The following is a 25812-nucleotide window of genomic DNA, read 5'->3' on the forward strand; positions in this document are numbered from 1 at the left end:
TTTGGAGGGTGGAAGTCACGCGGCGGCTAAGGGCCTGAGGCGGATTCACGGCTGCGCGGTCAGGTGGGCGAGTGCTGCGGCGGGTCGCCGACGCGCCCGAGGGCATCGACGATGGGCGCCCCGAACTTCTCGTTGACCACGATGCGCGCGGCTTCGTGGTCGCAGTCGAGAATGATTGTGGTGGGCACAGTTCAGGTTAGATCCACGCGTATTACTCGCGCTTACGGGGCCGGGCCCACCTTGTGACCCTGGGCCCAGCCTACAAACTGGGCCCACGGCCAGAAGGTGGGCCCGGCCTGGCCGCAGGGGGTTGACGCGAGGGGCGGCATCCGCTGGCCGCGTTTCTCATGGTCCGCCCAGAGCCGCTCCGATAAGCTGAGCGCGCGGTTGTAGTTCACAGCCGCCCCCGTAACGAGGAGCTTGTTCGTATGACTGTGATCGAGGAATTCCTCATGCCCGGCGGCGGCACGAGCATAAACACCCTGCCCAAGGTTTCGCTGCACGACCACCTCGACGGTGGCCTGCGCCCGCAGTCCATCATCGAACTGGCCGACTCCATCGGATTCGTGCTTCCGACAACGGATGCCAGCGCGCTCGGTGAATGGTTCTCCGACCAGTCCAACGCGGGTTCGCTCGTGGAATACCTCAAGACCTTCGACGTCACGACCGCGGTCATGCAGACCCGCGAGGGACTCAGCCGAGTCGCCCGCGAATTCGTCGAAGATCTCGCCGACGATGGCGTCATCTACGGTGAGGTGCGCTGGGCTCCCGAGCAGCACCTGGCCCGCGGCCTCACCCTCAACGAGGTCGTCGAAGCCGTGCAGGACGGCATCGAAGCCGGCATCGAGAACGTCGAAGAGTCGGGCCGCAGCATTCGCATCGGCCAGCTCATCACCGCCATGCGCCACGCGAACCGCGGCCTCGAGATCGCCGAACTCGCCGTGCGCTACCGTTTCGACGGCGTTGTCGGCTTTGACATCGCCGGCGCAGAAGCCGGCTTTCCGGCCGGCAACCACCGCGCAGCGTTTGACCTGCTCGCCCGCGAATTCATGCCGGTCACCGTGCACGCTGGCGAGGCCGACGGCCTGGACAGCATTCGCAGTGCCCTATTCGACGGCCGTGCGTTGCGCCTCGGCCACGGCGTGCGACTCGCCGAAGACGTCACCATCGAACGCCAGGACGACGACAACACCTTCGTCACCCTCGGCCCGGTGGCCCAGTGGGTGCGCGACCGCGAGATCACGCTCGAACTGAGCCCTTCGTCGAACCTGCAGACCGGGGCGGTCGCCGCCTGGGGCGAGGAACTCTTCGACCACCCGTTCGACTTGCTCTACCAGCTTGGTTTCAAGGTCACCGTCAACACCGACAACCGTCTGATGAGCGACACCACCCTCACCCAGGAACTGGCCCTGCTTGCCGATGCCTTCGGCTACGACGTCGGCGATCTCGAGATCTTCCAGCTCAACGCAGCCCACGCGGCATTCCTGCCGTTGGAAGACCGTGAAGAGTTGGTCGAGGCCATCGAAGCTGGCTTCGGCGACGCCTGACGCTGGCTGATCCAAAGCGCCAGCGCACCAAGCACTACCCCGCAGAACCGAAGGAATCATGTCACTGCCGCATCTCCCGCTTGACGCCATCACCATCGGTGCGCACGCCGACGACTGGCCGGCCGCCATCACGGCGGCCGGTGACGCCCTCGTGCGTTCCGGCGCCGCCACATCCGCTTATACCGAGCGCATGATCGAGGTGATTCGCGAATTCGGTGCCTACATCGTGATCGCGCCCGGCCTGGCACTCGCGCACGCCCGCCCGGGAGCGGATGTTCTCACGGACGGACTCTGCGTCGTCACCCTCGTCGAGCCGGTCGCCTTCGGGCACCCCCACAACGACCCGGTCAGCGTGATCGTGGGCCTGGCCGTTGCCGGTGCCGACGACCACCTGCAGTTCGTCGCCGAACTCGCCAACGTGTTCAATGACCCGACGGTGATTCCGGCCCTGGCCGGCGCCACCAACGCCGAGTTCGTGCAGAGCGTGTTCGAGCGGACTGCCTCATGAAGATCGTCGTGATGTGCGGTATCGGCCTGGGAACCTCCGCCATTCTCAAAGTCAATACGGAGCGCGCGCTCGAACGCCTCGACATCGATGCGAGTGTGCTGGCTACCGATGTCGCCGGCGTGCGCGCCGCCGCGGCCGACGCCCAGGTCATTTTGACCTCGTCTGAGCTCGTCGACGCGATCGGCAAGACCAACGCCGACGTCATCGTCATCAACAACTACTTCGATGTCGACGAACTGGTCGTCAAGCTCGACATCGCTCTGGGTTCCTAGAACCCCGCGTTCCGCGCTCGCCCACGCCCCGGGTTCCAGCCCCACCGCTGTCGCGGACGGGGCCCGGGCCCCGTCCGCGGGCCCAGCTTATAAACTGGGCGCACGGTCAAAAGGTGGGCCCGGCGAGCGGATCTTCCCACGCCGCACCGGAGGCCCGCCCCTAGGCGATCAGCGCCCGCATGCCCCGATCGAGCTCGTCGAGGGCGGCCTGCGCGGCAGAACGGCGCTCCACCAGAGTGCCGACCGTGCAGCGGGTATCGATGTACACCTTGAGTTTTGGCTCGGTTCCACTCGGGCGCACCATCACGCGTGACCCGTCGGTCAAGCGGATGCGCAACACGTCGCTCGGCGGCAGTTCGCCCAGCCCCCACCGAAAATCGTCGATTTCATCGACCCGAATACGGCCGACGTGGGTGGGGGGGGATTCCCGCAGGCGCGTCATGACCAGGGCGATCGTCGAGAGTTCAGAGACCCGCACGGAGATTTGTCCGGAGGCGAAGTACCCGAACTTCTCGCTGAACGAGTCGAGATAGCCGGCGAGGGTCGTTCCCTCCGACTTGAGATCGCTCACCAGCGAAAGCAGCGCCACTGCGGCCGAGATACCATCCTTATCGCGGATGGTACCCGGGTTGACCAGATAGCCGAGCGCTTCTTCGTACCCGTAAACCAGGTTGGGCACCCGCGACACCCATTTGAAGCCGGTGAGGGTTTCTGTGAAGCGCAGGCCGTAGGCATCCGCGACCGCATGCAGTGCCGGTGACGACACGATCGAGCAGGCCAGGGTGCCGGCATCGACGGTGGGCAAAGCGTCGGGATCGTTCGCCGGAGCCATGGCGGCCGCCCGCCAACCGAGAATCGCGCCGACCTCATTGCCGCTGAGCCGGCGGTACCCGCTCGCACTGGACAGGTCGGGGATGGCCACGGCGAGGCGGTCGGCATCCGGATCATTGGCGATGATGAGCTCAGCGCCCACCTCGCGCGCGCTCTCGTAGGCCAGGTCCAGCGCTCCGGGTTCTTCCGGATTCGGAAAGGCGACGGTTGGAAAAGCGGCGTCCGGTGCGATCTGGGCATCGACGAGGGTCGGCAGATCGAATCCGGCCTTTTCCAACACCCGACGCGTGGTGTCCCAACCCACGCCGTGCATCGCGGTGTACACCGCGTTGACCTGCGCGCGGGGCCTGTGGGCGAGGCCGGCCGTCGCCGCGATGTAGGCGTGCACGACGTCTTCCTCGGCGGTTTCATAGCTGCCGCGCGGCAGGTGCAGAACGTGTTCGTCGGCGGCAACGCGCAGAATCTCGGTCGAGATGGCCAAGTCGTCGGGGGAGACGATCTGCGCGCCATTGTTCGCGCCGCCCAGGTAGACCTTGTAGCCGTTATCGTTCGCAGGATTATGCGAGGCGGTTACCATCACGCCGCAGCTCGCGTCGAGGTGCCGTACCGCGAAGGCGAGTACGGGTGTCGGGAGCAGACGAGGCAAGAGGATGGCGCGCACCCCCGCTCCAGCCATGATCGCCGCTGTGTCGGTCGCGAAGACCTGTGAGTTCTTGCGTCCGTCGTAGCCGATGACCACCGACGGCGTGACGCCAGAAGCAGCACGCCGACGCAGGTAGGTCGCGAGGCCGGCCGCCGCCTGCGAGACCAGCACGCGGTTCATGCGGTTCGGTCCGGCGGAAATCTCACCGCGCAGCCCGGCCGTGCCGAATGCGAGCCGGGTATCGAAGCGCGAGTGCAGATTGGACAGGGCCGTGGTATCGCCGTCGTCGACGGCATTGATCAGGACGCGAAGTTGCGCCTGCGTTTCCGGGTCGGGATCCTGGTTCAGCCAGGCCCGTGCGGCCTGCAGCAGCGCACCGGTGCGATCGGTCGAGGTCTCGGGTGTCTCGTGTGCCACGGGCGCAGTCGCAAGCTCGTCAGCGTCATCGTTGGCGGCGCTGTCAGACGTGATCGTCGAAATGGCCACGGTCGGTTCGAAGCCGGAGTCGTCGCTGTCAGACGTGATCGTCGAAATGGCGACCGTGGGTTCGGAGGTGTCGTCGGGGTTGTGCGTGATCGGCAGGGCGCGGGTCGGAGTGCGCAACTCATCGGCTGTGTCCGCGTCGAGAACCGCCGGCGCGGCATCCGGGGTGGGTGGCGGCGTGACCTGCGGCGCGGCATCCGCTGGCGGGCCGGAATGGCGGCCGCCGGTGCGCTCGGTCGGCCGTTTGTCCTTGTTATCGGGATGGCCAGCGTCGGGGCGGTCGGAGCCCGTCACAGCGCGGCCACGATCCGGGCGAGGAGTGCGCTGATCACCGGTTCGGCCAGCGCGCCAGCCTCGATGACTTCGCCGTGGCTGAGCGGGGTCTTCTGAATGCCGGCGGCGAGGTTGGTGATGAGCGAGAGGCCGAGCACCTCCATTCCGGCTTGCCGGGCCGCGATGGCCTCGAGCGCGGTCGACATACCCACGATGTGACCGCCGATCGCCTTGGCCATCTGCACTTCGGCCGGGGTCTCGTAGTGCGGCCCGCGAAACTGGCAGTACACGCCCTCGTCGAGCGTCGGGTCGATGCTGCGGGCGAGATCGCGAAGCCGCTTCGAGTACAGGTCGGTCAAGTCGACAAAGTTCGCGCCCTCGACCGGAGAATCAAAAGTCAGGTTGATGTGGTCGCTGATGAGCACCGGGGTACCCGGCGTCCACGATTCACGGATGCCGCCGGCCCCGTTGGTCAAAATCATCGTCGTCGCTCCGGTCGCCGCCGCCGTGCGCACGCTGTGCACGACTCGGCGTACACCGTGGCCCTCGTAATAGTGCGTGCGGGCACCGATCACGAGGGCTCGCTTGCCGCTGGGAAGAAGAATGGAGCGCAGGGTGCCGGCATGGCCGGCCAGGGCGGGAGCGCTGAACCCGGTGATGTCTGCGGCGGCCACCGTGTGGGTGGTCTCGCCGATCAGGTCGGCGGCCCTGGCCCAGCCGCTGCCGAGCGTGAGAGCGATGTCGTGTCGGGGAACCCCCGTGATGCCGGCGATCTCCGCGGCGGCCGACTGTGCTGCCTCAAACGGATCTGTTTCGGGCAGGTCTAACGGGTTGATCTCGTTCGTGAACATTTGACTACTCTAGAACCCCCGCCTCGGGCACGGAGATTCTGAGCGAATTCTGCTCATCGGCGCGCCGAACGGGCGCCAAGACGAATATTCGGCTCAATTTCGCTCTTTTCGGCGGTCACGCGGACTGTGGGGTCGATGAACCGGTTTGGAGGGAACTGCACGCCTTGAGAGAATACGTACATGGCCTACGAGTTCGAACGCAAGCAACGCATCGCAGTATTGGGCGGTGGGCCCGGCGGATACGAAGCGGCCATCGCCGGAGCACAACAGGGTGCCGACGTCACTCTCATCGAGAGCGTCGGAGTCGGCGGTTCCGCCGTGATAACGGATGTCGTCCCTTCCAAGTCCCTTATTGCCACGGCCGAGGCCTCGAATTCGATCGGCGAGGCGACCGACCTCGGTGTGCAGTTCTTCGTGCGCGGCGAAACCGGCAAGCCCCTGCGCCCCGAGGTGGCCATCAACCTGGCCGCCGTGAATAAACGACTGCTCGCCCTCGCCCGCCAGCAGTCCGAAGACATGAAGGCCACCCTCATTCGTGCCGGCGTGCGCTATGTTCAGGGCCACGGCCGTCTCGATGGCACCACCGGCATCGTCGTCGCCACCTCCGGCGACTCAACGGCCACCGACTTCGACCGCATCGATGCCGACACTGTCGTCGTCTCTGTGGGCGCCAGCCCCCGCGTGCTCGCGTCAGCGCTACCCGACGGTGAGCGCATCCTCACCTGGACCCAGCTCTACAACCTCAAAGCCATTCCCGAACACCTCATCGTGGTCGGCTCTGGCGTCACCGGCGCCGAGTTCGCCTCGGCCTACCGTGCCCTCGGCGCGAAGGTCACTCTCATCTCCAGCCGTGATCAGGTTCTGCCCGGAGAAGACGCCGACGCCGCCAACGTCATCGAAAACGTCTTCAAGCGTAACGGCATGATCGTGCTCTCCAAGTCGAGGGCCTCCTCGGTCGAGCGCACCGAGACCGGCGTCGTCGCCATGCTCGAAGACGGACGCACGGTCGAAGGCAGCCACTGCCTTATCGCCGTCGGCTCCATTCCGAACACCGCCAACATCGGCCTTGAGCAGGCCGGCGTGCAGATTACCGACTCTGGACACATTCAGGTCAACCGGGTCGCGCGCACCTCGATTCCGAACATCTACGCAGCCGGCGACTGCACGACCGAGATTCCGCTGGCATCTGTGGCGTCGATGATGGGCCGCACCGCGGTGTTCCACGCCATGGGGGACACCGTCAATCCGATCGAGATTCGCAACGTTGCCGCGAACATCTTCACCCAGCCCGAAATCGCCACCGTCGGCTACACCCAGAAGCAGATCGAAGACGGGCTCGCCCAGGGTGAGATCTACAAGCTGCCGCTCTCGCAAAACCCGCGGGCCAAAATGATGGGAATCAAGGACGGCTTCGTGAAGCTGTTCGCCCGCACCGGCAGCGGCACGGTCATCGGGGGCGTCATCGTCGCCCCCAAGGCCAGCGAACTCATCTTTCCGCTCGCACTGGCCGTCGAGCACCGGCTCACCGTCGACGAAGTTGCACGCACCTTCCCGGTCTATCCCTCCCTGACCGGGTCCATAACGGATGCGGCGCGCGCCATGCACATCGTCCTCTAGCTCTGGACTTCATCGGTTAGTTTTCGAGGTGGGCCGTGGGAGCGGATGCCCTGCCCCCAACCTCGTCGACGACGCATGCGCCGGCTGTCGAAAACCCGCAGCCGACGGCGAAAACTAGGCGCCGTCGGCGAAAACTAGGCGGCGTCGGAGACCGTGAGCAGAACGCTGCCGGAGGAGACCGTTTCGCCGACGATAGCGGCGACGTTGCCGACTGTGCCGTCACGGTGGGCAACGAGCGGCTGCTCCATTTTCATGGCCTCGAGTACGAGCAGCAGGTCTCCCTTGACCACGGTGTCACCTTCGGCAACGAGCAGCTTGATGATGGTCGCCTGCATCGGCGCCGTGACGGCGTCTCCGGTGGCGGTGTCGACGGAGTGCAGGCCGCCGCGACGCCTCGGGGCTGGGCCGACCGAGCGGGCGCTTGCACCGCCGGGTAACAGTCGCGTGGGCAGGGTGACCTCAATGCGCCGCCCCTCCACCTCGACGACGATGCTGTGGCGTTTCTGCTGGCCGACGGCGTCTTCCATGCTGCCGCTCCACGGTTCGATGTCGTTCTCGAACTCGGTCTCGATCCAGCGGGTGAAGACGGTGAACGGCTTGCCATCGGTCGGCGCAAAGGCAGGGTCGCGCACGACCTTGCGGTGAAAGGGCAGCACGGTGGGCAGGCCGGCCACCTCGAACTCGTCGAGGGCCCGGCGCGAACGCTCGAGGGCTTCCTCGCGGGTCGCGCCGGTGACAATGAGCTTGGCCAAAAGTGAGTCGAACGATCCGCTGATCACGTCACCAGACTGCACGCCGGTGTCGACGCGCACGCCGGGACCGCCCGCGGGCTTGAACACGTGTACCGGGCCGGGCGCTGGCAGAAAGCCGCGGCCGGCATCCTCTCCGTTGATACGAAATTCAAACGAGTGAGCGGATGCGACGGGGTCACCGTAGGTGAGCTCGCCACCCTCGGCGAGGCGAAACTGCTCGCGCACCAGGTCGATGCCGGTGACCTCTTCGGAGACCGTGTGCTCAACCTGCAGGCGGGTGTTGACTTCGAGGAACGACACCGTTCCGTCCTGGCCGATGAGAAACTCGCAGGTGCCGGCACCGACGTAGCCGACCTCCTTGAGGATGGCCTTGGAAGCGCGGTACATCTCGTCGCGCTGCGCATCGGTGAGAAACGGGGCCGGAGCTTCTTCGACGAGCTTCTGGTGCCGGCGTTGTAGCGAGCAGTCGCGGGTCGACACGACGACGACGTTGCCGTGCATGTCGGCCAGGCATTGGGTCTCGACGTGGCGGGGGGAATCAAGGTACTTCTCGACGAAGCATTCGCCGCGACCAAAGGCCGTGATGGCCTCCCGGGTGGCTGAATCAAACATCTCGGCGACCTCGTCGCGGGTGCGGGCCACCTTGAGGCCGCGCCCGCCACCACCGAAGGCAGCTTTGATCGCCACGGGCAGGCCGTGCACGTCAACGAAGGCGAGTACCTCGGCCGCGTCGCTGCAGGGGTTCAATGTGCCCGGCGCCATGGGGGCGTTGACCTTTTCGGCAATTTTGCGGGCCGAGACCTTGTCGCCGAGCTGCTCGATCGCTTCGGGAGAGGGCCCGATCCAGGTCAGGCCGGCGCCGATCACGGCGCGGGCGAAGTCGGCATTCTCGGCCAGAAAGCCGTAGCCGGGGTGCACGGCGTCGGCGCCGGAACGCCGGGCGATCGAGAGGATCTTGTCGATGACCAGGTACGTTTCGGCGCTGGTGGTGCCGTCGAGACCGTATGCCTCATCCGCCAGGCGGGCATGAAGAGAGTCGCGATCCTGGTCGGCGTAGACGGCGACAGAGAGAATTCCACTGTCTTTCGCGGCACGCATGACCCGAACGGCGATCTCGCCTCGGTTGGCGATGAGGACCTTCGTTATGAGTGACACAATCACTTAGCCTATTGCCCGCCGTCGCATCCCTTTTGGTTCTGTCCCACAAAAAGACCCGGCAGATTATTGTGGATGCCTACAATTACAGTGCTCCGGGGCGATTCCACAGGGTCGGCCACTCGTGCCCCAGAGTGCGCACCAGCCGCCGCAGCGTCGGAAGCGACAATCCCACCACGGTGGATGGATCGCCGACGATGCTCGTGATGAAGGGAGCGCCGAGGCTGTCAATGGTGAATGCGCCTGCCACGAATAAAGGCTCCCCGGTGGCGATATAGGCGTCGAGCTCGGCGTCGTCGAGGTCGTCGGCAAAGGTCACCTCGGCCACCGCGGCCGCGCCGATCGCCCGGCCAGGCACGCCGTCGACGACCTCGATCAGCCAGTGCCCTGAATACAGCGTTCCCGTGCGCCCGCGCTGGCGCTCCCAGCGTTCCCGCGCAGCCGCAGCGGTGTGTGGCTTGCCGTAGATGACGCCGTCGAGCACGAACACCGAGTCGCCGCCCAGCAACAGCCCGGTCAGCGGCTTCTGCAGCGAAGCGGATACGGCCGCTTCCGCTTTCGTGCGCGCCAGCAGTTCCACGAGCACTCGCGGCTCCAGAGCCGAGCCCACTGCGGCCTCGGTTTCGGCGACGACCCGAGCCTCATCGACGTCGGGGTTGATCAGTACGGGTTCGATGCCGGCCGCGCGCAGTAGGGCGAGGCGGGCCGGAGACGTGGAAGCCAGGTAGAGGCGCATGCGGTCCTTTCAACGAAGGGTGAGCGTCTATTCAAGCAGGCCAGGAGGGACAGTCGGCGAGGGGGTGTGGGATCATCATTAGATGAGCAACACGAGTCACCAGCCCCAGGCCTTTGAGCCGACATCCTCGGCGAGTGTCGGCGACGAGCTTGAACTGAATATCACCAACGTCGCCCACGGGGGAATCTTCATCGCCCGCCACGAGGGTCGCGTGATTTTCGTCAGCGACACCCTTCCCGGCGAACGGGTGCGCGCCCGCCTCACCGAGGCCAATCACAAGAGCTTCTGGCGCGCCGAAACGGTCACCGTCCTCGACGAAGCCCCCGAACGTCAGCCGCACATCTGGAGTGCGGCATCCGTCGATCGCGCCCCCGAAGACCGCGCCGGCGGCGCCGAATTCGGCCATATCGAGCTCGGCTTTCAACGCGAACTCAAGCGCCTGGTGCTCTCCGATGCCTTGCAACGCATGGCCGGGATCAGTACTGATGTCGTCGTGGAGCCGGTCGCGGTCAGCGCGAAGGCCAGCCCCGGCGACGCGATGGACGGCACCGGATGGCGCACCAGAGTCAGTCTGCACGTGGCCGCAGACGGAACCATCGGCCCGTACGCAGCCCGCAGCCACCGCGTCATCCCCGTCGATGATCTGCCGCTCGCCGAGCACGAGCTCGAACTGCGCGCCCCGCTCGACACCCTGTTCCACAACGCGGCGACAGTCGACCTGGTCGCGCCGAGCAAGGGCGACGTGCAGGTGCTCGTCTCCGCCAAAGATATGAACGGTAAGCCCAAGCGAGTGCCGCACGGTCTGATTCACGAGATCGTCGCCGACCGCGAGTTCGAATTGGACCGCTCGGGCTTCTGGCAGGTGCACTCGATGGCCGCCGACACCCTGTACCACGCGGTGCAGAACATCATCGACCCCGCCATGTTCGACCCGCGCGCCTCCAACCTCGACCTGTACGGCGGTGTTGGCCTGCTTGCCGCGGCCGTCGGCGATAAATTTGGTCCGACGACCCGCATCACCTCGGTAGAGAGCGACCCCGAAGCGGTCGCTTTCGCCGCTCGCAACCTCAAGGAATGGGCCGGCGCGACCGCCGAAGCCGAACGGGTCGACCGTTTTCTGCAACGACTGCTGCGCGAGGCGGATGCCTCCGAACGGGCCCGTCTCGCCGCCGCGACGGTGGTGCTCGACCCGCCGCGCTCCGGCGCCGGCAAAGCCGTCGTCGACCAGCTGGTCGCCCTCGCACCACAACAAATCGTTTATGTAGCCTGTGACCCCGTGGCTCTCGCCCGTGACGTGGCGCTGTTTCGGACGCAGGGGTATGAATTGAAGAACCTGCGTGCTTTCGACCTGTTTCCCAATACCCACCACGTCGAGGCCGTCGCACTGCTCTGCAAATAGCTATCGTTGACACCAGACAAACCAAAGGCAGCCCTACCGTGAGCCACGCAGCTACTGAATCCGCACCATCCATCCCCCCCGATGCGCCCGTTCGGGTCGGAATTGTCGACGACCATGAGTCGGTGCGACTGGGCTTGCAAGCCGCCTGCGAGAACGCCGGCTACGAAGTCTTGTTCGCTTCAGCAACCGCTCAGGGACTCGTCGACGGTCTCGCCGGGCGCACCTGCGACGTGATCGTGCTCGACCTCTCGCTCGGCGACGGGTCGCTCGTCACCGACAACGTGCACCTGGTGGCGACCACCGGCTCCGCTGTGCTCGTACACAGCATTGCCGACCGCGTCGCTTCGGTGCGAGAAGCCCTTGCTGCCGGCGCTGCCGGAGTCATTCCCAAGTCGTCCCCGACCACCACCGTCATGGCGGCCGTCGCATCCGTCGCCCGAGGTGATGTGCTCAACAACCTCGAGTGGGCCAGCGCCATCGACGCCGACCGCGACTTCGCCAAGGCGCAGCTCGGCCGCCGCGAACGCGACGTGCTGCACCTCTATGCCTCGGGACTGCCGCTCAAGATGGTCGCCATGCAGCTCGGTATTGCGCACTCCACCGCCCGCGAATACCTCGACCGCATTCGGGTGAAGTATGTCGAGGTCGGGCGTCCCGCGCCGACCAAGGTCGACCTGCTGCGTCGCGCCGTCGAAGACGGAATCCTGCCCGGGCTCGACGCCACCGAAGCTGACCGCGGTGTCTAAACGGGCCGCCCGCGAGGGCGACCAGAACCGCCAGGGTGCCCTGGTCTTCACGGCAACTAAACCGTTCACCGAGGTCGGTGACGACGGATTCCAAGCCGACGGCAGCCTGTTCGACCGCGCGCGGCAGCCGCGCAACCCGATCAGCCGCGCCCAGATCGAAATTGTGCTGTCGCGGTCGGTGGCCGCCGTCGCCGTGATCTTCGCCCTGCAGACCCTGCCGGTCATGCTCGAGCAACTGGACAGCCGCAAAGCTTCGGCGGCCGTGCCCATTGCGATCGTTCTGGCACTCGTGATTGTGATCTTCGTCACTGCGACGCTGACCCGGGAGGGCATCCGTACCGCTGCGGGCGCAGTAGCGGCCGTGTACCTTGCCGCACTTTTTGTATGGCCGCCACTCATGATCGATCCCACCGCGGTGCTCGAGAGTAAACCGTGGCTCTGGTACCTCTGCGGTGTCGCCACCTCGTGCGCGGCAATTGCACTGCCCTTGGCGTGGGCGGTCGTCTACACCGTGATTACTCCGGCCACCTTTGGGCTCCTGCGGGTACTGCCCTCCGGTGGCGAGGCCGAGAACTTGGTCGCCGTGCTCGACACTTTCTACGCCATGCTGCTCGGCGGAACGGTGCTCATCATCATCTACGTACTGCGCCAGGCCACAGCACGGGTCGATACTGCCCAGTCCAACGCACTCGCCAAATACGCCGTAGCGGTGCGACATCACGCTACTGAGGTGGAACGGGTTGAGGTCGACTCCATCGTGCACGACAGTGTGCTTGCGACGCTGCTCTCGGCGGCAGGCGTGCGCAATGCCAAGGGAGCCGAGTTGGCCGCCGCTATGGCGCGCAGCGCCATCATCCGCTTGCAGGTGGCCAGCGGAGAACGAAACGTTGATGATGCCGCGGTCAGCGTCAGCCAGCTGGCGGCGCGCATTCGTTCCGCCGCGATGGCGACCGGAATGTTCACCGTGACCGAGCTGTGCGTGGCCGGCCTCACTCTTCCCGAGCACGCCGCGGAGGCTCTCTACTCGGCCAGCGTGCAGGCCATGGTCAACAGCGTGCAGCACGCGGGCCCCGCACAATCGCGCACCGTCACGGTGGGCGGTGACGACCAGAGCGGATGCATCATCTGCATTAGCGACACCGGCTGCGGTTTCGACGTTTCCAGCGTCGCCAGCGGCCGTCTGGGGCTGCGCGTGTCGATCCATGACCGAGTGGCCACCGCCGGTGGCGTAGCCGTTCTGCGCACGAGCCTGGGCCACGGCACGACTATCACCCTCACCTGGCCGCGGCCCGACGCGCCAAACCAGGTGAGCGGTGACCAGTCGGCCGAGGCGAAGGGCTCGTTGTCCGGGCGAGACGCGGGCACCCGATGATGGCCGGTTCCGTGGTTGTTTCTCGCACCCTGGCGCTCATCGTGGCCGCTTTCTTCTCCGGCTACCATGTGCTGCTCGGCGTGTATTCGCTCGACCAGCCGGCGTCGGCAACGCCGATTTTGGCGGCGATGAGCCTGTATGTCGTGGCGACGGTCGCGAGTCTCTGCACCACCAGCTCCATGCGTATGTCGCTGCCGCTGGCCCTGTTCAACGTGGGTGTTTCGGTGGCCATTCCGCTGATCGTGGGCAGCCAGCTCGACGGATCCTCCGGCACGCTCGGGTATGCCACCTGGTACGTGGCCGCGATCGGCACCCTCATGACGATCACTGCTGCCCGCAAACGCCCGCAGCTGGCCCTGCTGGGTGTCGGCACGCTCGTGCTGCACAGTGTCGTCTGGGCCGGTGTTGGCGAGCTGGGGCACCTGGGCGTCATCGGCAGCGTGGTCTGGGTTGTCGCGGCCGCGCTGCTGTCGAGAGCACTCGTGAAGGCCAACCGGGATGCCCGCCAGTATGGAAGGGCCGAGCGGGAGGCGAGCGGATGGCATGCCGCTCAGGAGGCCCACCTCTATGAGCGCCAGGTACGGTTGACCCAAACCATGCGACTGGCCATGCCCATGCTGCGGCGCATCAGCGAAAGCGATGGCGATCTCAGTGAGGACGACCGGCAGGAGTGCCGACTACTCGAAGCAGCAATACGCGACGAAATCCGTGGGCGGCGTCTGCTGAACAACGCCGTGCGCGAACAGGTCATGGCCGCCCGTCGACGCGGTGCGAGCGTCACCCTGCTCGATGAAGGCGGGATAGACGATCTCAGCGGATCCCCCCTGGAGATCGTGCTCAACACCCTGGCAACCGCCATCGGCGGCACCACGGCCGACAGGATCATTGCTCGCACATCTGCCGACAGCGTGACCATCGCGGTCACCGTGGTGGGCCTGAGCAGCCCTGACCCGGCCGTGAGCGCCCTCGGACCGGACTCGTCCGGTGAAGAAGAAGTAGACCTGTGGATAGAAATTCCCCGGAAGGTCGCGCGCGTCGTTTCCGACTGAGGCTGACGGCGTCAGGCGACGCATACGCGAAAGGGGATCAGCCGAAGCTGATCCCCTTTCGATTATTCGAGAAAGGACGACAACCCGAATGCCATCCGTTCCCGCCCCCAACACATTCGCTCGCTTACCCTAGACAGCGAATGATCGGTGGTGGCACTCCAGGAGCGTCACCGAGCCTTACTAGTCTGCACTATCAAACTCATGCTCACAGTCGGCATTTTGGAGGACAAACGCACCGGTGGATGCACACATTAGCCGGTGAAGCCGCGCCAGCGGTTGGCGCCCGGGTGCACCGGCACCCGAATAGGGCGCTGGTTTTGCTGCCAGGCACTCTGACCGAGTTCCGGCGCGGCCCGGCGCTCGTCGGATTCTTCCCGCAACAGGCCACGGATGATGGCGGTCACCGCCGACACCTCGACAGCACTGACACGGTGGGTCACAAAAACCAGCTCCGACGGATCGAACTCTGACGGCTTCGGCCGCTCGGTGTTAGCCAGCATCGCGGTGTGGGATGTCTTCACAGCGGAATATTCCCGTGTTTCTTGGCGGGCAGGTTCGCCCGCTTGGTGCGAAGAGCCCGCAACGCCTTGATGACCGATACCCGAGTAGCCGCTGGCTCGATGATGCCGTCGAGTTCGCCGCGTTCCGCCGCGAGAAACGGGCTCGCCACGTTGTAGGTGTACTCGTCGGCCAGACGGGTGCGCACCGCTGCGACGTCTTCACCGGCCTGTTCGGCCGCCTTGATCTCGGCGCGGTAAAGAATGTTCACAGCGCCCTGGCCGCCCATGACAGCGATCTCCGCGGTCGGCCAGGCCAGGTTGGTATCGGCGCCGAGCTGCTTGGAACCCATCACGATGTACGCGCCGCCGTAGGCCTTGCGCAGAATAACGGTGACGAGCGGCACGGTGGCCTCGGCGTAGGCGTACAGCAGTTTCGCGCCGCGGCGGATGATTCCGGTCCACTCCTGGTCGGTGCCGGGCAGGAAGCCGGGCACGTCGACGAGGGTGAGGATGGGGATGGAGAACGCATCGCAGAACCGTACGAAGCGTGCGGCCTTCTCGCCGGCCTCGATGTTCAGGGTACCGGCCATGGCGTTGGGCTGGTTGGCGACGATTCCAATGGAGCGGCCCTCGACCCGGGCGAACCCCACGACGATGTTCGGCGCGTACAACGGCTGCGTCTCGAGAAAGTCGCCGTTGTCAACGATGTGTTCGATGACGGTCTTGACGTCGTAGGGCTGGTTGGGCGAATCGGGGATGATCGTATTGAGGCGACGGTCGGCATCCGTTGTTTCGAGTTCCACGTCGCTGTCGAACACGGGCAACTCGGCCAGGTTGTTGTCGGGCAGGTAGCTCAAGAGGGCACGGGCGAAGTCGAGCGCGTCGGGTTCATCGCTGGCAAGGTAGTGCGAGACGCCGGAGACCTTGTTGTGGGTGAGGGCTCCGCCGAGTTCTTCCATGCCGACGTCTTCGCCGGTGACGGTCTTGATGACGTCGGGGCCGGTGACGAACATCTGGCTGGTCTTGTCGACCATGATCACGAAGTCGGTCAGAGCGGGGGAATAGACCGCTCCGCCCGCGGCCGGACCGCAGATGATCGAGATCTGTGGAATGACACCGGAGGCGGCCGTATTGCGGCGAAAGATCTCGCCGTACTTGCCGAGGGCCACGACGCCCTCCTGGATGCGCGCTCCGCCAGAGTCGAGGATGCCGATGATGGGGACCCCGGTCTTCAGGGCGAGGTCCATCACCTTGATGATTTTCTCGCCGGCCACCTCGCCGAGCGACCCGCCGAAGATGGTGAAGTCCTGGGAGTAAACGGCCACCTGGCGGCCGTGGATCGTGCCGGTTCCGGTGACGACCGCGTCGCCGTATGGCCGCTTCTTCTCCATGCCAAAAGCCACGGTGCGGTGTCGTACAAACTCGTCGAGCTCCACGAAAGAGCCCTGGTCGAGCAGCAGGTCGACGCGCTCGCGGGCGGTCATTTTGCCCTTGGCATGCTGCTTTTCGATGGCGGTCGCCCCGCTGGCCGTCACGGCTTCGTGATAACGCAGCTTGAGGTCGGCGAGTTTTCCCGCCGTCGTATACAGGTCGGGTGCCGCGGCGGGCGTCTTGTCAGTCACCACTTCACTCTACCGGCACCCCCCGCACGGTCCACGTTGACGATGTTCCACAACTTTGCCGGCCAACACTGCACGTTTCCCCCTCCAACGGTCCATTGGCCAGCCGAAACTCTTCCGCCACGTTCATAACTCCGGCAAATTGGTCAAAAACAGCTCGAAATAGGGGTTTGGGGCCATATTCGACAGAATTGCAGGAGTTATGCCGACGAGAGGGTCGCCACCATGGAGTTTTCGCTCAGCCGTACCGAGGTGAGCCGGTTCGAGTACCGCTCCGAGGCCACCTCCACCAACGATGTACTCAAAGAACAAGCCACGGCGGATGCCGCCGCCTGGCCCGACCTCTCGGTCATCGTCACCGACAACCAGACCCAGGGGCGTGGCCGGCTCGGCCGCGTCTGGTCGGCCCCGACCGGCAAAGCCCTGGCCATCTCCGTGCTCGTGCGACCGACGGTGCCGCCCCACGCCCTCGGTTGGTTCCCCCTGCTGGCGGGAGCCGCCATGACCCGCGCCGTGAAAAAAGTCGTCGAGGCGAACATGAAGCCCGTCGAAGGGGTCAAAGAGGCCGAGGACCCCCGCCACGACACGACCCTCAAATGGCCCAACGACGTGCTCATCGACGGCTACAAGGTGTGCGGCATCCTGTGCGAGCTGCTGCCCGACGGGACAGGCATCATCATCGGCGCCGGTCTGAACCTCTCCCTCGACGAACACGACCTGCCCACCCTCACGTCCACCTCGCTGCTGCTGGTCACCCGCACCGCGCCCGACCCCGATCAGGTGCTCGCCGCCTACCTGCACGAGCTCGTCACGTTGTACCGGGCGTTTACCTCAGCCAACGGCGACGCCGTCCAGAGCGGCCTGCATGCCGCCGTCTCCGAGCTCTGCGGCACGCTCGGCAGTGTCGTGCGCGTGGAACTGCCCGGCGGTACCGACCTAATCGGCATCGCCACCGGCATTGACGCTGGCGGCCGGCTGACCGTCGTCAATCAGGCCGATGGCGAGGAACGGTCTGTCGCCGCCGGCGATGTCACCCACCTGAGGTATTAATAGAAGTAATGAAGAAGAAAACGCAGGGCGAGACCAACGAGACCGAATCCTCCGGCTATGCCCGAGAGAGCCGGCCCGAAAAGGTCGTCGCCCGCCTACGCCCGCACGCTCGCGTGCTGGTCTGGCCGACGCTGCTCCTGTTCGCCCTGGCCGGTGGCACCGGGTATTTCTTCGGCAACATGGCGGAGCCGTGGCAGAACGCCGCTGTGCTCGGCGGCGCCATCGCGCTTGCCGTACTCGGCTGGCTGCTGCCGCTCGCCGCCTGGCTCACCAAGCGCTACACGATCACCACCCGCCGCATCATCTTTCGCCACGGATTCTTCGTGCGCACCCGCCAGGAGCTACTGCACAGCCGCGGCTACGACGTGAGCGTGCGGCAGAACTGGGTGCAGGCCGGGTTTCACTCGGGTACGGTGCTGATCAATTCGGGGCTGGAGCATCCGCTGGTCTTGACGGACGTTCCCAACGTCGACCTCGTGCAGAGTACGCTGCACGACCTCATGGAAAAGGCGAGCACCGTCATGAGCTCCCGCCGGCAGGAGCAGTCAGCCCCCTCCGCAGAGTCAGCGTTCTGGGGTCGCCGTTAGCCGAATCGCCCCGGTGCGCGTGCTGACCGCAGTGATACCAGCGGATGCCGGCGCCCCGGTCCGGTGCGGTGCAAACACCCAGTAGCGGTAGAGCGTGAAACGAAAGATTGCCCCGAGCAGCAGGCCGACGATGTTGCCCGAGATGTTGTCGGCGAGAACACTGGTGTAGCCGAGCACGTAGTGGCTGAACCACAGGCAGGCGATGCCAATGCCCATGCCCACGAGGCTCACCGCGAGAAATTCCAGGCCCTCCCGCGCTGTGTGGTTCTGGCGGTTCTTGCTGAAGGTCCAGTACCGGTTGCCGAGCCAGTTCACCAGAATGGCCAGCACCGTCGAGATGACCTTGGCGTAGATGGGCCCGGCGTGTACGTCGGCGGAATCCAGCACGGTGGTGCGCAACAGGTTGAACACCGTGAAGTCCACCACGAAGCCCAGCGCACCGACGGCACCGAACTTGAGGCCCTGACTCAGAAAGCTGAGCAGGCGCTGCTTCACGGTGATCGACATGCATCCGTTCGACGTTCGGTAAAGTGGGGTAGAAAGCACTCAAGTCTCGAAGTCTATGGCGTAACGAAATTTTCGGGCTGGGTTAAGACATGGGTTTAGCTGAACGCTTGCAGAGAAAATGGTGAACAGATGGCTCTGACCGTCGGTGTGATTGGAGCGGGCCAGCTCGCCCGCATGATGATTCCCGCGGCCGTGAACCTCGGCATCGAGCTGAAGGTTCTCGCCGAAGCCGATGGTATGTCCGCCGCGCTCGCGGCCGTGAGCGTCGGTGATTACCGCGATCTGGCCACGGTTCTCGCCTTCGCGAAGACCGTTGACGTGATCACCTTCGACCACGAACACGTGCCTCAGGAGATTCTGCGCGAACTCGTGCGCGAGGGCATCACGGTGCACCCCGGGCCCGACGCCCTGCTGTACGCGCAAGACAAACTACTGATGCGCGAAAAGCTTGCCGAGCTGGGTCTGCCGGTGCCGGATTGGGCGCGCATCGATGACGTCGCCGGGCTCGCCGAATTTCTCACCAACCACGGCGGCCGCGCCGTCGTGAAGACCGCCCGCGGCGGCTACGACGGCAAGGGCGTGCGCGTGGTCAGCCACGAACACGACGTCGATGACTGGTTCCAGGCGCTCGCCGAAGATGGCAACGGCGGCGCCCTGCTGGTCGAAGAGCTCGTGCACTTCAGCCGTGAGCTCGCCCAAGTGGTCGCCAGGCGCCCGAGCGGTGAGATCGCGGTCTGGCCGGTTGTGGAGACCGTGCAACGCGACGGCGTCTGCGCCGAGGTCATCGCGCCGGCGCCCCACTCCATGGGTCGACTTGCCGACGTCGCCACCGACATTGCCGTGGCCGTGGCCGAGGGCATCGGCGTCACCGGGGTGCTTGCCGTTGAGCTGTTTCAAACAACGGATGAGCGCCTCCTCATCAACGAATTGGCGATGCGCCCGCACAACAGCGGTCACTGGTCGATCGACGGGTCCACGACCAGCCAGTTCGAACAACACCTGCGGGCGGTACTCGACCTGCCGCTCGGTGCGACCGGTGCCCGGGACCCGTGGACGGTCATGGTGAACATTTTCGGCGGGCCCGCGTCAGGCTCGCTGGGTGACCGATATGAGGCGGGCCTGGCGCAGCATCCGCTCGTGAAAGTGCACAACTATGGCAAGGCATCGAGGCCCGGCCGCAAGGTGGGCCATGTCACGGCAAGCGGCGACGATCTCGACGAAGTTGCCTACCAAGCGCGTGCCACTGCACAAATCTTTCAGCAGTGAGCAATAAGATCGTCTGCGTGCCATACGATACCGAGTCATTTAGCGAGCCTGCGAGCTTTAGCGCGCCGCTGGTCGGCTTGGTGATGGGCAGCGACTCGGACTTCACCGTCATGAGCGCCGCAGCGCAGACCCTCAAAGACTTCGGGGTGGCGCACGAGGTTCAGGTGGTTTCGGCGCACCGCACGCCCGAGAAAATGCTCGACTATGGGCGCAGCGCGCAGGCCCGCGGCCTCAAGGTGATCATCGCCGGAGCCGGGGGAGCGGCGCACCTGCCCGGCATGCTCGCCGCCATGACGACGCTGCCCGTGGTGGGGGTACCCGTTCCGCTCGGGCTGCTCGACGGCCTCGATTCCTTGCTGTCGATCGTGCAGATGCCAGCCGGTGTGCCCGTCGCGACGGTGTCGATCGGCGGGGCGAAGAACGCCGCGCTGATCGCGATCAAGATTCTCGCCACGAGCGATGACACGCTGCGCATCAAACTCGAAGACTATTCCGTGCAACTCGCAGATTTGGTCGAGCAGAAGAACCGGGACCTCCAAACGCGATTATGACCAGTGTGACAAACCAGGGCCGTGTGACAGACCCGATCCGGCACCCGAATTCCGGCTCCGCACGCATCATGACGACGCGTGCGTGGTGGCTTGTCGTACTCAATTTCGTTCTGCCCGGCTCGGCGCAGGTGCTGGCCGGCAATCGCCGCCTCGGCCGGTTCGGCCTTGGCGCGACCCTCACACTGATCACCGCTGCGATCATCGCCGGCGCTGTCTACCTGCTGTGGCCGGCAGTCGTGCTTACCGTGTTCACGAGCACGATCGGCCTGTGGGCTGCCGCCGCGGTGCTCGCTTTCTACGCGGTCACCTGGCTCGTGCTCACGCTCAACACCCTCAGCCTGATCAGGTTGGGCCGGGCCGCGCCGGGCGCCCGTCCGGTCATCGCCGCGTTCTCGACTGCGCTCATGGTCGTCGTCTGTGGAACAGCCGGCTACGGCGCCTTCGTCGCCACGTCGGCGAGCGAATTCCTCTCCTCCGTGTTCGTCGCCGGCCCGAGCGAACCGCCGGTCGATGGCCGCTACAACATCCTGCTGCTCGGTGGTGACGCCGGCGCCGACCGTGAGGGCCTCCGCCCCGACAGCCTGTCGGTGGTCAGCATCGACGCCACGACCGGCCAGGCCACAACCATCAGCCTGCCGCGCAACCTCGAGGACGCGCCGTTCTCGGCCGGATCCTCGCTCGGCGCCCTGTACCCAGAGGGCTACGGCTCCATCGACGGATGCGACGTGTCGGCCTGCATGCTCAACTCCATTTTCACCGAGGCCGAGTTGAAACGCCCGGAGTACTATCCGAACGCGGTGGCCGAGGGCAGCTCCCCGGGTATCCAGGCCACGCTCGAGGCGGCGCAGGGCATCACGGGACTCACCATCCAGTATTTCGTACTCATTGACATGCAGGGCTTCTCTGACCTCATCGACGCCCTCGGTGGTGTCGACATCGACGTGCACAACCGCGTTCCGGTGCATACCGACGAAACCTTCACCAAGGTGTTGTTCTGGTTCGAGCCGGGCTTGCAGCACATGGATGGCTACCACGCCCTTTGGTTTGCCCGCTCACGCCACGGTACGAGCGACTACGACCGCATGCAGCGCCAGACCCAGATGCAGGAGGCCCTGCTCGCGCAGGCCAGCCCGGCGAACGTGCTCACAAAGTTTCAGGGCGTGGCCGCCGCCGGTAGCCGCGTCGTCAAGACCGACGTTCCGCAGGGCATGCTCGGTTACTTCGTGAACCTCGCCTCGAAGACCAAGGAACTGCCGGTCATCTCGGTGCCGCTGATTCCCGAGAATGGCGTCGACCCCGAAAACCCCGACTACTCCGCTATCCAGGCCATGATCGCTGCAGCCCTGGCGCCCGCGCCCACTGCCACTCCGACGCCGTAACTCGGCACTCGCCTGCTACTCGTTGCCACTGCTATTCGGTGCTGCTACTCGGCGCCACTGCGGCGAAACGAGAACTTCTTGTGACCGAAGAAGCTCAGCAGCGTCGTGACCACGAGAATGATCAACTGGGCCAGCAGCGGCGGCACCCGCACGACTTCCACCAGCAGCGGCAGTGCGACGGCATTGATACCGATCGCGACCAGGTAGACGCTCACGAACCGGGCGAAGTCCCGCAGCACGTGGCCGTGCACCACGAAAACGAATCGTCGATACAGCACAAAGGCGAGGGAGATGCCGACCGCGTACGAGAGCGCGAGGCTGAGCAGGTAGCCGAGGTGGACATCCGCAAAAACCCAGAGGGTGAAGGCCGAGAAGATGAGATAACCAACGAGCGTGTTCGTGGCGCCGACCGCGAGAAACCGCACGCGTTGGTCTCGTAAGAAGCGCACCAGGGGTTACAGGTCCGCGTGCAATTGCCAGACCCGTTCGGCCGAGTCCCGCCAGCTGAAGGCCCGCGATCGGTCGCCGCCGAAGATGCTCATGCGGTTTCGCAGCACGCTGTCGCCGAGCACCCGGTTGATTGCTTCAACAAGCCGGCCGGGGTATTCCTTCGGGTCCGAGCGCTCGACCGCGACGCCAGCATCACTGGCGGCTTCGAGTAGGGCGGGGGCGTCGGAGTGCACAACCGGAGTGCCGAGATGGAAGGCCTCGATGATCGGCAGCGCAAAGCCCTCTTCCAGACTCGGGTAGACGAACACGCTCGCCCGGGCAATCACGACGGCCAGGTCGGAGTCGCTCAGCCCCGACAGGGCGCGCACGCGCCCCGGTGCCAGTCCGGCTTCATCGGCGACCGAGGCCAGGTCGAGTTCGCCCCAGGTGTCCGGTCCGAGCACGATCAGCGGCAGGTCCGGTGCGCCGGGCAGCCCGAGCGCCGTGATCAGCGCGGTGACGGCCTTCCGCGGGTCGAGCGACCCGGAGGTCAGAATGTACTGCGACGGCAGCGCCAGCGCCTGCAGGCGCTCTTCCACCACGGGAATGGCCGGCAGCACGAGCCGCCGGCCCACGGCGCCGCCGATCACGCGCACCCGGTCGCCCAGGTCCATGATCTCGGTCAGCTGCCGTGCCACGGCGTGGCTCGGCACGACGATCGCGTCGGCGTGCTTGCGGGCGCGTTTGAGCATGCCCTTGGTCCAGGCCACTGTCGTCGGGGTCAGTGATGACGGATGCGTCCACGCCAGCACGTCGTGCAGCGTCACCGCGATTTGAGTGCCGTCGTCCCCCCGGTTGTGACGGCGCAGTGGGGCAAGCAGTCCCGGCGCGTGGATCAGGCCGGTGCCCGACGACGCGGTCACACCCAGAGCCCAGGCCGTGGCCAGCTCCCGGCGGGCCAGGCTCGTCTTGTGCAAGTTGGCCAGGCCGGGCAGGGCGGCCTCGATGAATTGATACTGTGCGGGGGTCGACGACGAGACGATGCCCTCAACGTCACACTCGGCCGGTGCCGTTGCGATCAGCGCACGGGTGAGTTCCTCGGTGTAACGCCCGGTACCTCCCGGTACCGGGGCGACCATCTGGTCGACGACTACCCGCAGAGTGATCATGCTGTCTCGAAAACTCCGGAGGCAAATGCTTCGGCCTGAGCGTCTTGCCAGCTGCGCATCGGTGCGAGCCCAGCCGCAGCCCAGTTGGCGTGGCCGAGCACCGAGTAGGCCGGCCGCGGCGCGGGCAGCACAAAGGCTGAGCTGTCGGTCGGCAGCACGCGTTCCGGGTCGAGACCCGCCAAGGCGAAGACGTCGCGGGCCTGGTCGAACTTCGACGCCAGGCCGGAGTTCGTGCCGTGGTAGATGCCGGCCGGCGCGTCGGAGTCGAGCAACTGCACGATCTGCGCGGCCAGGTCCACCGTCCAGGTGGGCTGGCCGACCTGGTCGTTGACGACGTTCAGCATGTGGCGCGTGCCAGCAGCCTTGAGCATGGTCTTGGCGAAGTTCGGTCCGTTCTTGCCGTACAGCCAGGCGGTGCGCACGATGTAGCTGCGCGCGCCGTTCTCCACCTGCACGAATTCTTCGCCGGCTGCCTTGGTGCGGCCATAGGCCGAGATCGGGCTGTGCGGTGTGTTCTCGGCGTAGGGCGTGGTCGCGCTGCCGTCGAAGACGTAGTCCGTCGAAATCTGCACGAGCTTCGCCTGCAGAGCGGATGCCGCCACAGCCAGGTTCCACGGCCCCACCGCATTCACCTGATAGGCCTCATCTTCATGACTTTCGGCATCATCGACCTTGGTGTACGCGGCGCAGTTGATGATGACGTCGTGCCCGGCAACGGCGGCCTTGACTGCTTCGAGGTTCGTCACGTCGAGTTCGCTCCGGCCGAGAGCCGTCACCTCGCGGCCGGCTAAAGCCGTCTGCAGGTCGCGCCCCAGCATGCCCGTGGCCCCGGTAATCAGATAACGGGTCATGCTAGTTCAGCGCCGCCCGAGTCTTGAGGGGTTCCCACCACTGGCGATTGTCGCGGTACCACTGCACGACGTCGGCGAGTCCCTGTTCGAACGGAACCTCGGGCGCGTAGCCCAGTTCGGCCTGAATCTTGCTGATATCCACCGAGTAGCGCAGGTCGTGGCCGAGCCGGTCGGCGACGCGGTCCACGTACGACCAGTCTTTGCCAGTCGAGTCGAGCAGCAACTGGGTGAGCTCCTTGTTGGTCAGCTCGGTGCCGCCGCCAATGTTGTAGATTTCGCCGGCGCGCCCGTCGACGAGCACCATAGCAATGGCGCGGGTGTGGTCGTCCACGTGCAGCCAGTCGCGAATGTTGTTGCCTTCGCCATAAAGCGGAACGTGCAGGTCGTCGATCAGGTTGCTGACGAAGAGCGGAATGACCTTTTCGGGAAAGTGGTACGGGCCGTAGTTGTTCGAGCAGCGGGTGATCGACACGTTGAGGCCGTGGGTGCGGTGGTAGCTGCGGGCGAGCAGGTCGCTGCCGGCCTTCGAGGCGCTGTAGGGGGAGTTGGGTTCAAGCGCCCGCTCCTCGTTCCAGGAGCCTTCGGCGATCGAGCCGTAGACCTCGTCGGTGGAAACGTGCACGAACCGCGCAAGCTTGTGGCGAAGCGCCGCGTCGAGCAGCTGCTGGGTGCCGAGCACGTTGGTCTCGACGAAGATGGTGGAATCCATCACCGAGCGGTCCACGTGCGATTCGGCGGCGAAGTGCACGACCGCGTCGAGGCCAGGGAAAAGCGTGTCGAGCAGCTTGCCGTCGCGAATGTCGCCGTGCACAAAGGAGTAACGCGGTGAATCGGCGATCGGGGCGAGGTTTTCGAGGTTTCCCGAGTAGGTCAGTGCGTCGAGCACGACAACCTCGGCGCCTTCCAGGCCCGGGTACTTGTCTTCAATCGTGCGTCGCACAAAGTTGGAGCCGATAAAACCGGCGCCGCCGGTGACGAGGATCTTCATATAGGAGTAACCGTTCCGTTCGCTTCAATGGCCTCCGCGATTCTACCGGACGCCCATTGGTAGACTCCCAACGTGCAGATTCGAGAACTCTTAATCCCAGATTCCTACGAGATCACGCCTAAACAGTTCGGCGATGACCGTGGCGTGTTCCTCGAGTGGTACCGCTTTGACAAGCTCGAGGAGAAGGTGGGGCACAAGCTCGACCTCGCCCAAGCCAATACTTCGGTGTCGAAGCGCGGCTCGGTGCGCGGCATCCATTTTGCGGATGTTCCGCCCAGCCAGGCCAAGTATGTGACGGCCGTGCACGGTGCCGTTCTCGACTACATCATCGACATTCGCGTCGGATCGCCGACGTTCGGTCAGTGGGACAGCGTGCTCCTCGATGACACCGACCGACGCGCGGTTTACATCGCCGAGGGACTCGGACATTGCTTCGTCGCGCTGACCGACAACGCGACGGTGAGCTACCTCGTCAACAGCACCTTCAGCCCGGGTCGCGAACACGGCATCAGCCCGCTCGACGAGGAGATCGGTTTGGTATTCCCTCCCGCGGCCGGTGAGCTGCTTTTGTCGCCAAAAGACACGGATGCCCCCACTCTCGCAGCCGCAGCTGCCGCCGGCCTGCTCCCCACCTGGGACGCAGCCCGCGCTTACTACGCCACTTTGAACGACAGGAACTAAC

At 65.4% G+C, this 25812-nt stretch carries 26 protein-coding genes; 14 read left to right on the forward strand and 12 right to left on the reverse strand.

Annotated features, from left to right (window positions below):
- Window positions 1-59: 59 nt before the first annotated feature.
- Window positions 60-188 carry a hypothetical protein gene (locus E3T38_RS17295; protein WP_255452730.1) on the reverse strand — a complete coding sequence of 43 codons (129 nt, stop codon included), beginning with the start codon at window positions 186-188 and terminating at the stop codon, window positions 60-62.
- Between the two features lie 240 nt (window positions 189-428).
- Between E3T38_RS17295 and E3T38_RS06460 the strand changes: the two genes are divergently transcribed.
- Genes E3T38_RS06460 through E3T38_RS06470 form a run of 3 tightly spaced genes read left to right on the forward strand, consistent with a single transcriptional unit; the run spans window position 429 to window position 2327 of the window.
- Window positions 429-1547 (forward strand): adenosine deaminase, encoded by a 1119-nt coding sequence (locus tag E3T38_RS06460; RefSeq protein ID WP_134547206.1) that lies wholly within the window; start codon window positions 429-431, stop codon window positions 1545-1547.
- Between the two features lie 58 nt (window positions 1548-1605).
- Window positions 1606-2055 (forward strand): PTS sugar transporter subunit IIA, encoded by a 450-nt coding sequence (locus E3T38_RS06465; RefSeq protein WP_134547208.1) that lies wholly within the window; start codon window positions 1606-1608, stop codon window positions 2053-2055.
- The gene (locus E3T38_RS06470; RefSeq protein ID WP_104196510.1) at window positions 2052-2327 is read left to right on the forward strand and encodes a PTS sugar transporter subunit IIB; all 276 of its coding nucleotides are present in this window, start codon (window positions 2052-2054) and stop codon (window positions 2325-2327) included. Before E3T38_RS06465 ends, E3T38_RS06470 begins: the two co-directional genes overlap by 4 nt.
- 160 nt (window positions 2328-2487) lie before the next feature.
- On the opposite strand, the gene E3T38_RS06475 is transcribed toward E3T38_RS06470, so the two are convergent.
- Window positions 2488-4218 carry a phospho-sugar mutase gene (locus E3T38_RS06475; RefSeq protein WP_134547357.1) on the reverse strand — a complete coding sequence of 577 codons (1731 nt, stop codon included), beginning with the start codon at window positions 4216-4218 and terminating at the stop codon, window positions 2488-2490.
- A 356-nt stretch (window positions 4219-4574) separates the two neighbouring features.
- Window positions 4575-5408, reverse strand: coding sequence for a purine-nucleoside phosphorylase (locus tag E3T38_RS06480; protein ID WP_104196511.1), 834 nt, complete (start codon window positions 5406-5408; stop codon window positions 4575-4577).
- Between the two features lie 180 nt (window positions 5409-5588).
- On the opposite strand from E3T38_RS06480, the gene E3T38_RS06485 reads away from it, so the two are divergent.
- A complete protein-coding gene (locus E3T38_RS06485; RefSeq protein ID WP_134547210.1) occupies window positions 5589-7025 on the forward strand; it encodes an NAD(P)H-quinone dehydrogenase in 1437 nt (478 codons plus the stop codon).
- Window positions 7026-7159: 134 nt separating this feature from the next.
- Here E3T38_RS06485 and E3T38_RS06490 read toward each other — a convergent pair whose 3' ends face one another.
- Both E3T38_RS06490 and E3T38_RS06495 read right to left on the reverse strand, forming a co-directional pair.
- Complete coding sequence (locus E3T38_RS06490) at window positions 7160-8932, reverse strand: biotin carboxylase N-terminal domain-containing protein (protein ID WP_134547212.1); 1773 nt, start codon at window positions 8930-8932, stop codon at window positions 7160-7162.
- 85 nt (window positions 8933-9017) lie between these two features.
- Window positions 9018-9668: a nucleoside triphosphate pyrophosphatase gene (locus E3T38_RS06495; protein ID WP_134547214.1), complete on the reverse strand. Its 651-nt coding sequence runs from the start codon at window positions 9666-9668 to the stop codon at window positions 9018-9020.
- Window positions 9669-9750: 82 nt separating this feature from the next.
- On the opposite strand from E3T38_RS06495, the gene E3T38_RS06500 reads away from it, so the two are divergent.
- Genes E3T38_RS06500 through E3T38_RS06515 form a run of 4 tightly spaced genes read left to right on the forward strand, consistent with a single transcriptional unit; the run spans window position 9751 to window position 14234 of the window.
- Window positions 9751-11067: a class I SAM-dependent RNA methyltransferase gene (locus E3T38_RS06500; RefSeq protein WP_134547216.1), complete on the forward strand. Its 1317-nt coding sequence runs from the start codon at window positions 9751-9753 to the stop codon at window positions 11065-11067.
- A 38-nt stretch (window positions 11068-11105) separates the two neighbouring features.
- On the forward strand, window positions 11106-11813 hold the full coding sequence (locus tag E3T38_RS06505; protein WP_134547218.1) for a response regulator transcription factor: 708 nt from the start codon (window positions 11106-11108) through the stop codon (window positions 11811-11813).
- A complete protein-coding gene (locus tag E3T38_RS06510) occupies window positions 11806-13185 on the forward strand; it encodes a sensor histidine kinase (protein WP_134547220.1) in 1380 nt (459 codons plus the stop codon). Before E3T38_RS06505 ends, E3T38_RS06510 begins: the two co-directional genes overlap by 8 nt.
- 11 nt (window positions 13186-13196) lie before the next feature.
- Window positions 13197-14234 (forward strand): hypothetical protein, encoded by a 1038-nt coding sequence (locus E3T38_RS06515; RefSeq protein ID WP_241984332.1) that lies wholly within the window; start codon window positions 13197-13199, stop codon window positions 14232-14234.
- A gap of 251 nt (window positions 14235-14485) precedes the next feature.
- Here E3T38_RS06515 and E3T38_RS06520 read toward each other — a convergent pair whose 3' ends face one another.
- Together E3T38_RS06520 and E3T38_RS06525 are read right to left on the reverse strand one after the other, a co-directional pair.
- Window positions 14486-14755: an acyl-CoA carboxylase epsilon subunit gene (locus tag E3T38_RS06520; RefSeq protein ID WP_134547224.1), complete on the reverse strand. Its 270-nt coding sequence runs from the start codon at window positions 14753-14755 to the stop codon at window positions 14486-14488.
- A complete protein-coding gene (locus E3T38_RS06525) occupies window positions 14752-16356 on the reverse strand; it encodes an acyl-CoA carboxylase subunit beta (RefSeq protein ID WP_134547225.1) in 1605 nt (534 codons plus the stop codon). The genes E3T38_RS06520 and E3T38_RS06525 overlap by 4 nt, the downstream gene beginning before the upstream one ends.
- 222 nt (window positions 16357-16578) lie before the next feature.
- Here E3T38_RS06525 and E3T38_RS06530 point away from each other — a divergent pair, with 222 nt between their 5' ends.
- Window positions 16579-17403, forward strand: coding sequence for a biotin--[acetyl-CoA-carboxylase] ligase (locus E3T38_RS06530; RefSeq protein WP_134547227.1), 825 nt, complete (start codon window positions 16579-16581; stop codon window positions 17401-17403).
- 8 nt (window positions 17404-17411) lie between these two features.
- Window positions 17412-17990: a PH domain-containing protein gene (locus tag E3T38_RS06535; RefSeq protein ID WP_134547229.1), complete on the forward strand. Its 579-nt coding sequence runs from the start codon at window positions 17412-17414 to the stop codon at window positions 17988-17990.
- On the opposite strand, the gene E3T38_RS06540 is transcribed toward E3T38_RS06535, so the two are convergent.
- Window positions 17967-18497 (reverse strand): GtrA family protein, encoded by a 531-nt coding sequence (locus E3T38_RS06540; protein WP_134547231.1) that lies wholly within the window; start codon window positions 18495-18497, stop codon window positions 17967-17969. The two genes, E3T38_RS06535 and E3T38_RS06540, sit on opposite strands and share 24 nt — an antisense overlap.
- 129 nt (window positions 18498-18626) lie before the next feature.
- Between E3T38_RS06540 and E3T38_RS06545 the strand changes: the two genes are divergently transcribed.
- The 3 genes from E3T38_RS06545 to E3T38_RS06555 all read left to right on the forward strand — a co-directional run bounded on the left by E3T38_RS06545 (window position 18627) and on the right by E3T38_RS06555 (window position 21693).
- Window positions 18627-19763 (forward strand): 5-(carboxyamino)imidazole ribonucleotide synthase, encoded by a 1137-nt coding sequence (locus tag E3T38_RS06545; RefSeq protein ID WP_104196521.1) that lies wholly within the window; start codon window positions 18627-18629, stop codon window positions 19761-19763.
- An 83-nt stretch (window positions 19764-19846) separates the two neighbouring features.
- Window positions 19847-20314, forward strand: a complete 468-nt coding sequence (gene purE, locus E3T38_RS06550; protein ID WP_104196585.1) for a 5-(carboxyamino)imidazole ribonucleotide mutase — start codon at window positions 19847-19849, stop codon at window positions 20312-20314.
- Window positions 20311-21693, forward strand: a complete 1383-nt coding sequence (locus E3T38_RS06555) for an LCP family protein (protein ID WP_241984333.1) — start codon at window positions 20311-20313, stop codon at window positions 21691-21693. Before purE ends, E3T38_RS06555 begins: the two co-directional genes overlap by 4 nt.
- Window positions 21694-21737: 44 nt before the next feature.
- On the opposite strand, the gene E3T38_RS06560 is transcribed toward E3T38_RS06555, so the two are convergent.
- From E3T38_RS06560 to rfbB, 4 genes are read right to left on the reverse strand one after another with little or no spacing between them, the layout of a single operon-like run.
- Window positions 21738-22142, reverse strand: a complete 405-nt coding sequence (locus tag E3T38_RS06560) for a GtrA family protein (protein WP_241984334.1) — start codon at window positions 22140-22142, stop codon at window positions 21738-21740.
- Window positions 22143-22148: 6 nt separating this feature from the next.
- The gene (locus E3T38_RS06565) at window positions 22149-23291 is read right to left on the reverse strand and encodes a glycosyltransferase family 1 protein (RefSeq protein WP_134547235.1); all 1143 of its coding nucleotides are present in this window, start codon (window positions 23289-23291) and stop codon (window positions 22149-22151) included.
- Entirely contained in the window at window positions 23288-24142 is an 855-nt protein-coding gene (gene rfbD / locus E3T38_RS06570) for a dTDP-4-dehydrorhamnose reductase (RefSeq protein WP_134547237.1), read from the reverse strand. Before rfbD ends, E3T38_RS06565 begins: the two co-directional genes overlap by 4 nt.
- Window position 24143: 1 nt before the next feature.
- A complete protein-coding gene (rfbB, locus tag E3T38_RS06575) occupies window positions 24144-25130 on the reverse strand; it encodes a dTDP-glucose 4,6-dehydratase (protein ID WP_134547239.1) in 987 nt (328 codons plus the stop codon).
- A 72-nt stretch (window positions 25131-25202) separates the two neighbouring features.
- Between rfbB and E3T38_RS06580 the strand changes: the two genes are divergently transcribed.
- Window positions 25203-25811 (forward strand): dTDP-4-dehydrorhamnose 3,5-epimerase family protein, encoded by a 609-nt coding sequence (locus tag E3T38_RS06580; protein ID WP_134547241.1) that lies wholly within the window; start codon window positions 25203-25205, stop codon window positions 25809-25811.
- Window position 25812: the final 1 nt, after the last annotated feature.

The sequence above is a fragment of the Cryobacterium sp. Hb1 genome (genome assembly GCF_004403585.1).
In the GTDB taxonomy this organism is placed as follows: domain Bacteria; phylum Actinomycetota; class Actinomycetes; order Actinomycetales; family Microbacteriaceae; genus Cryobacterium; species Cryobacterium lyxosi.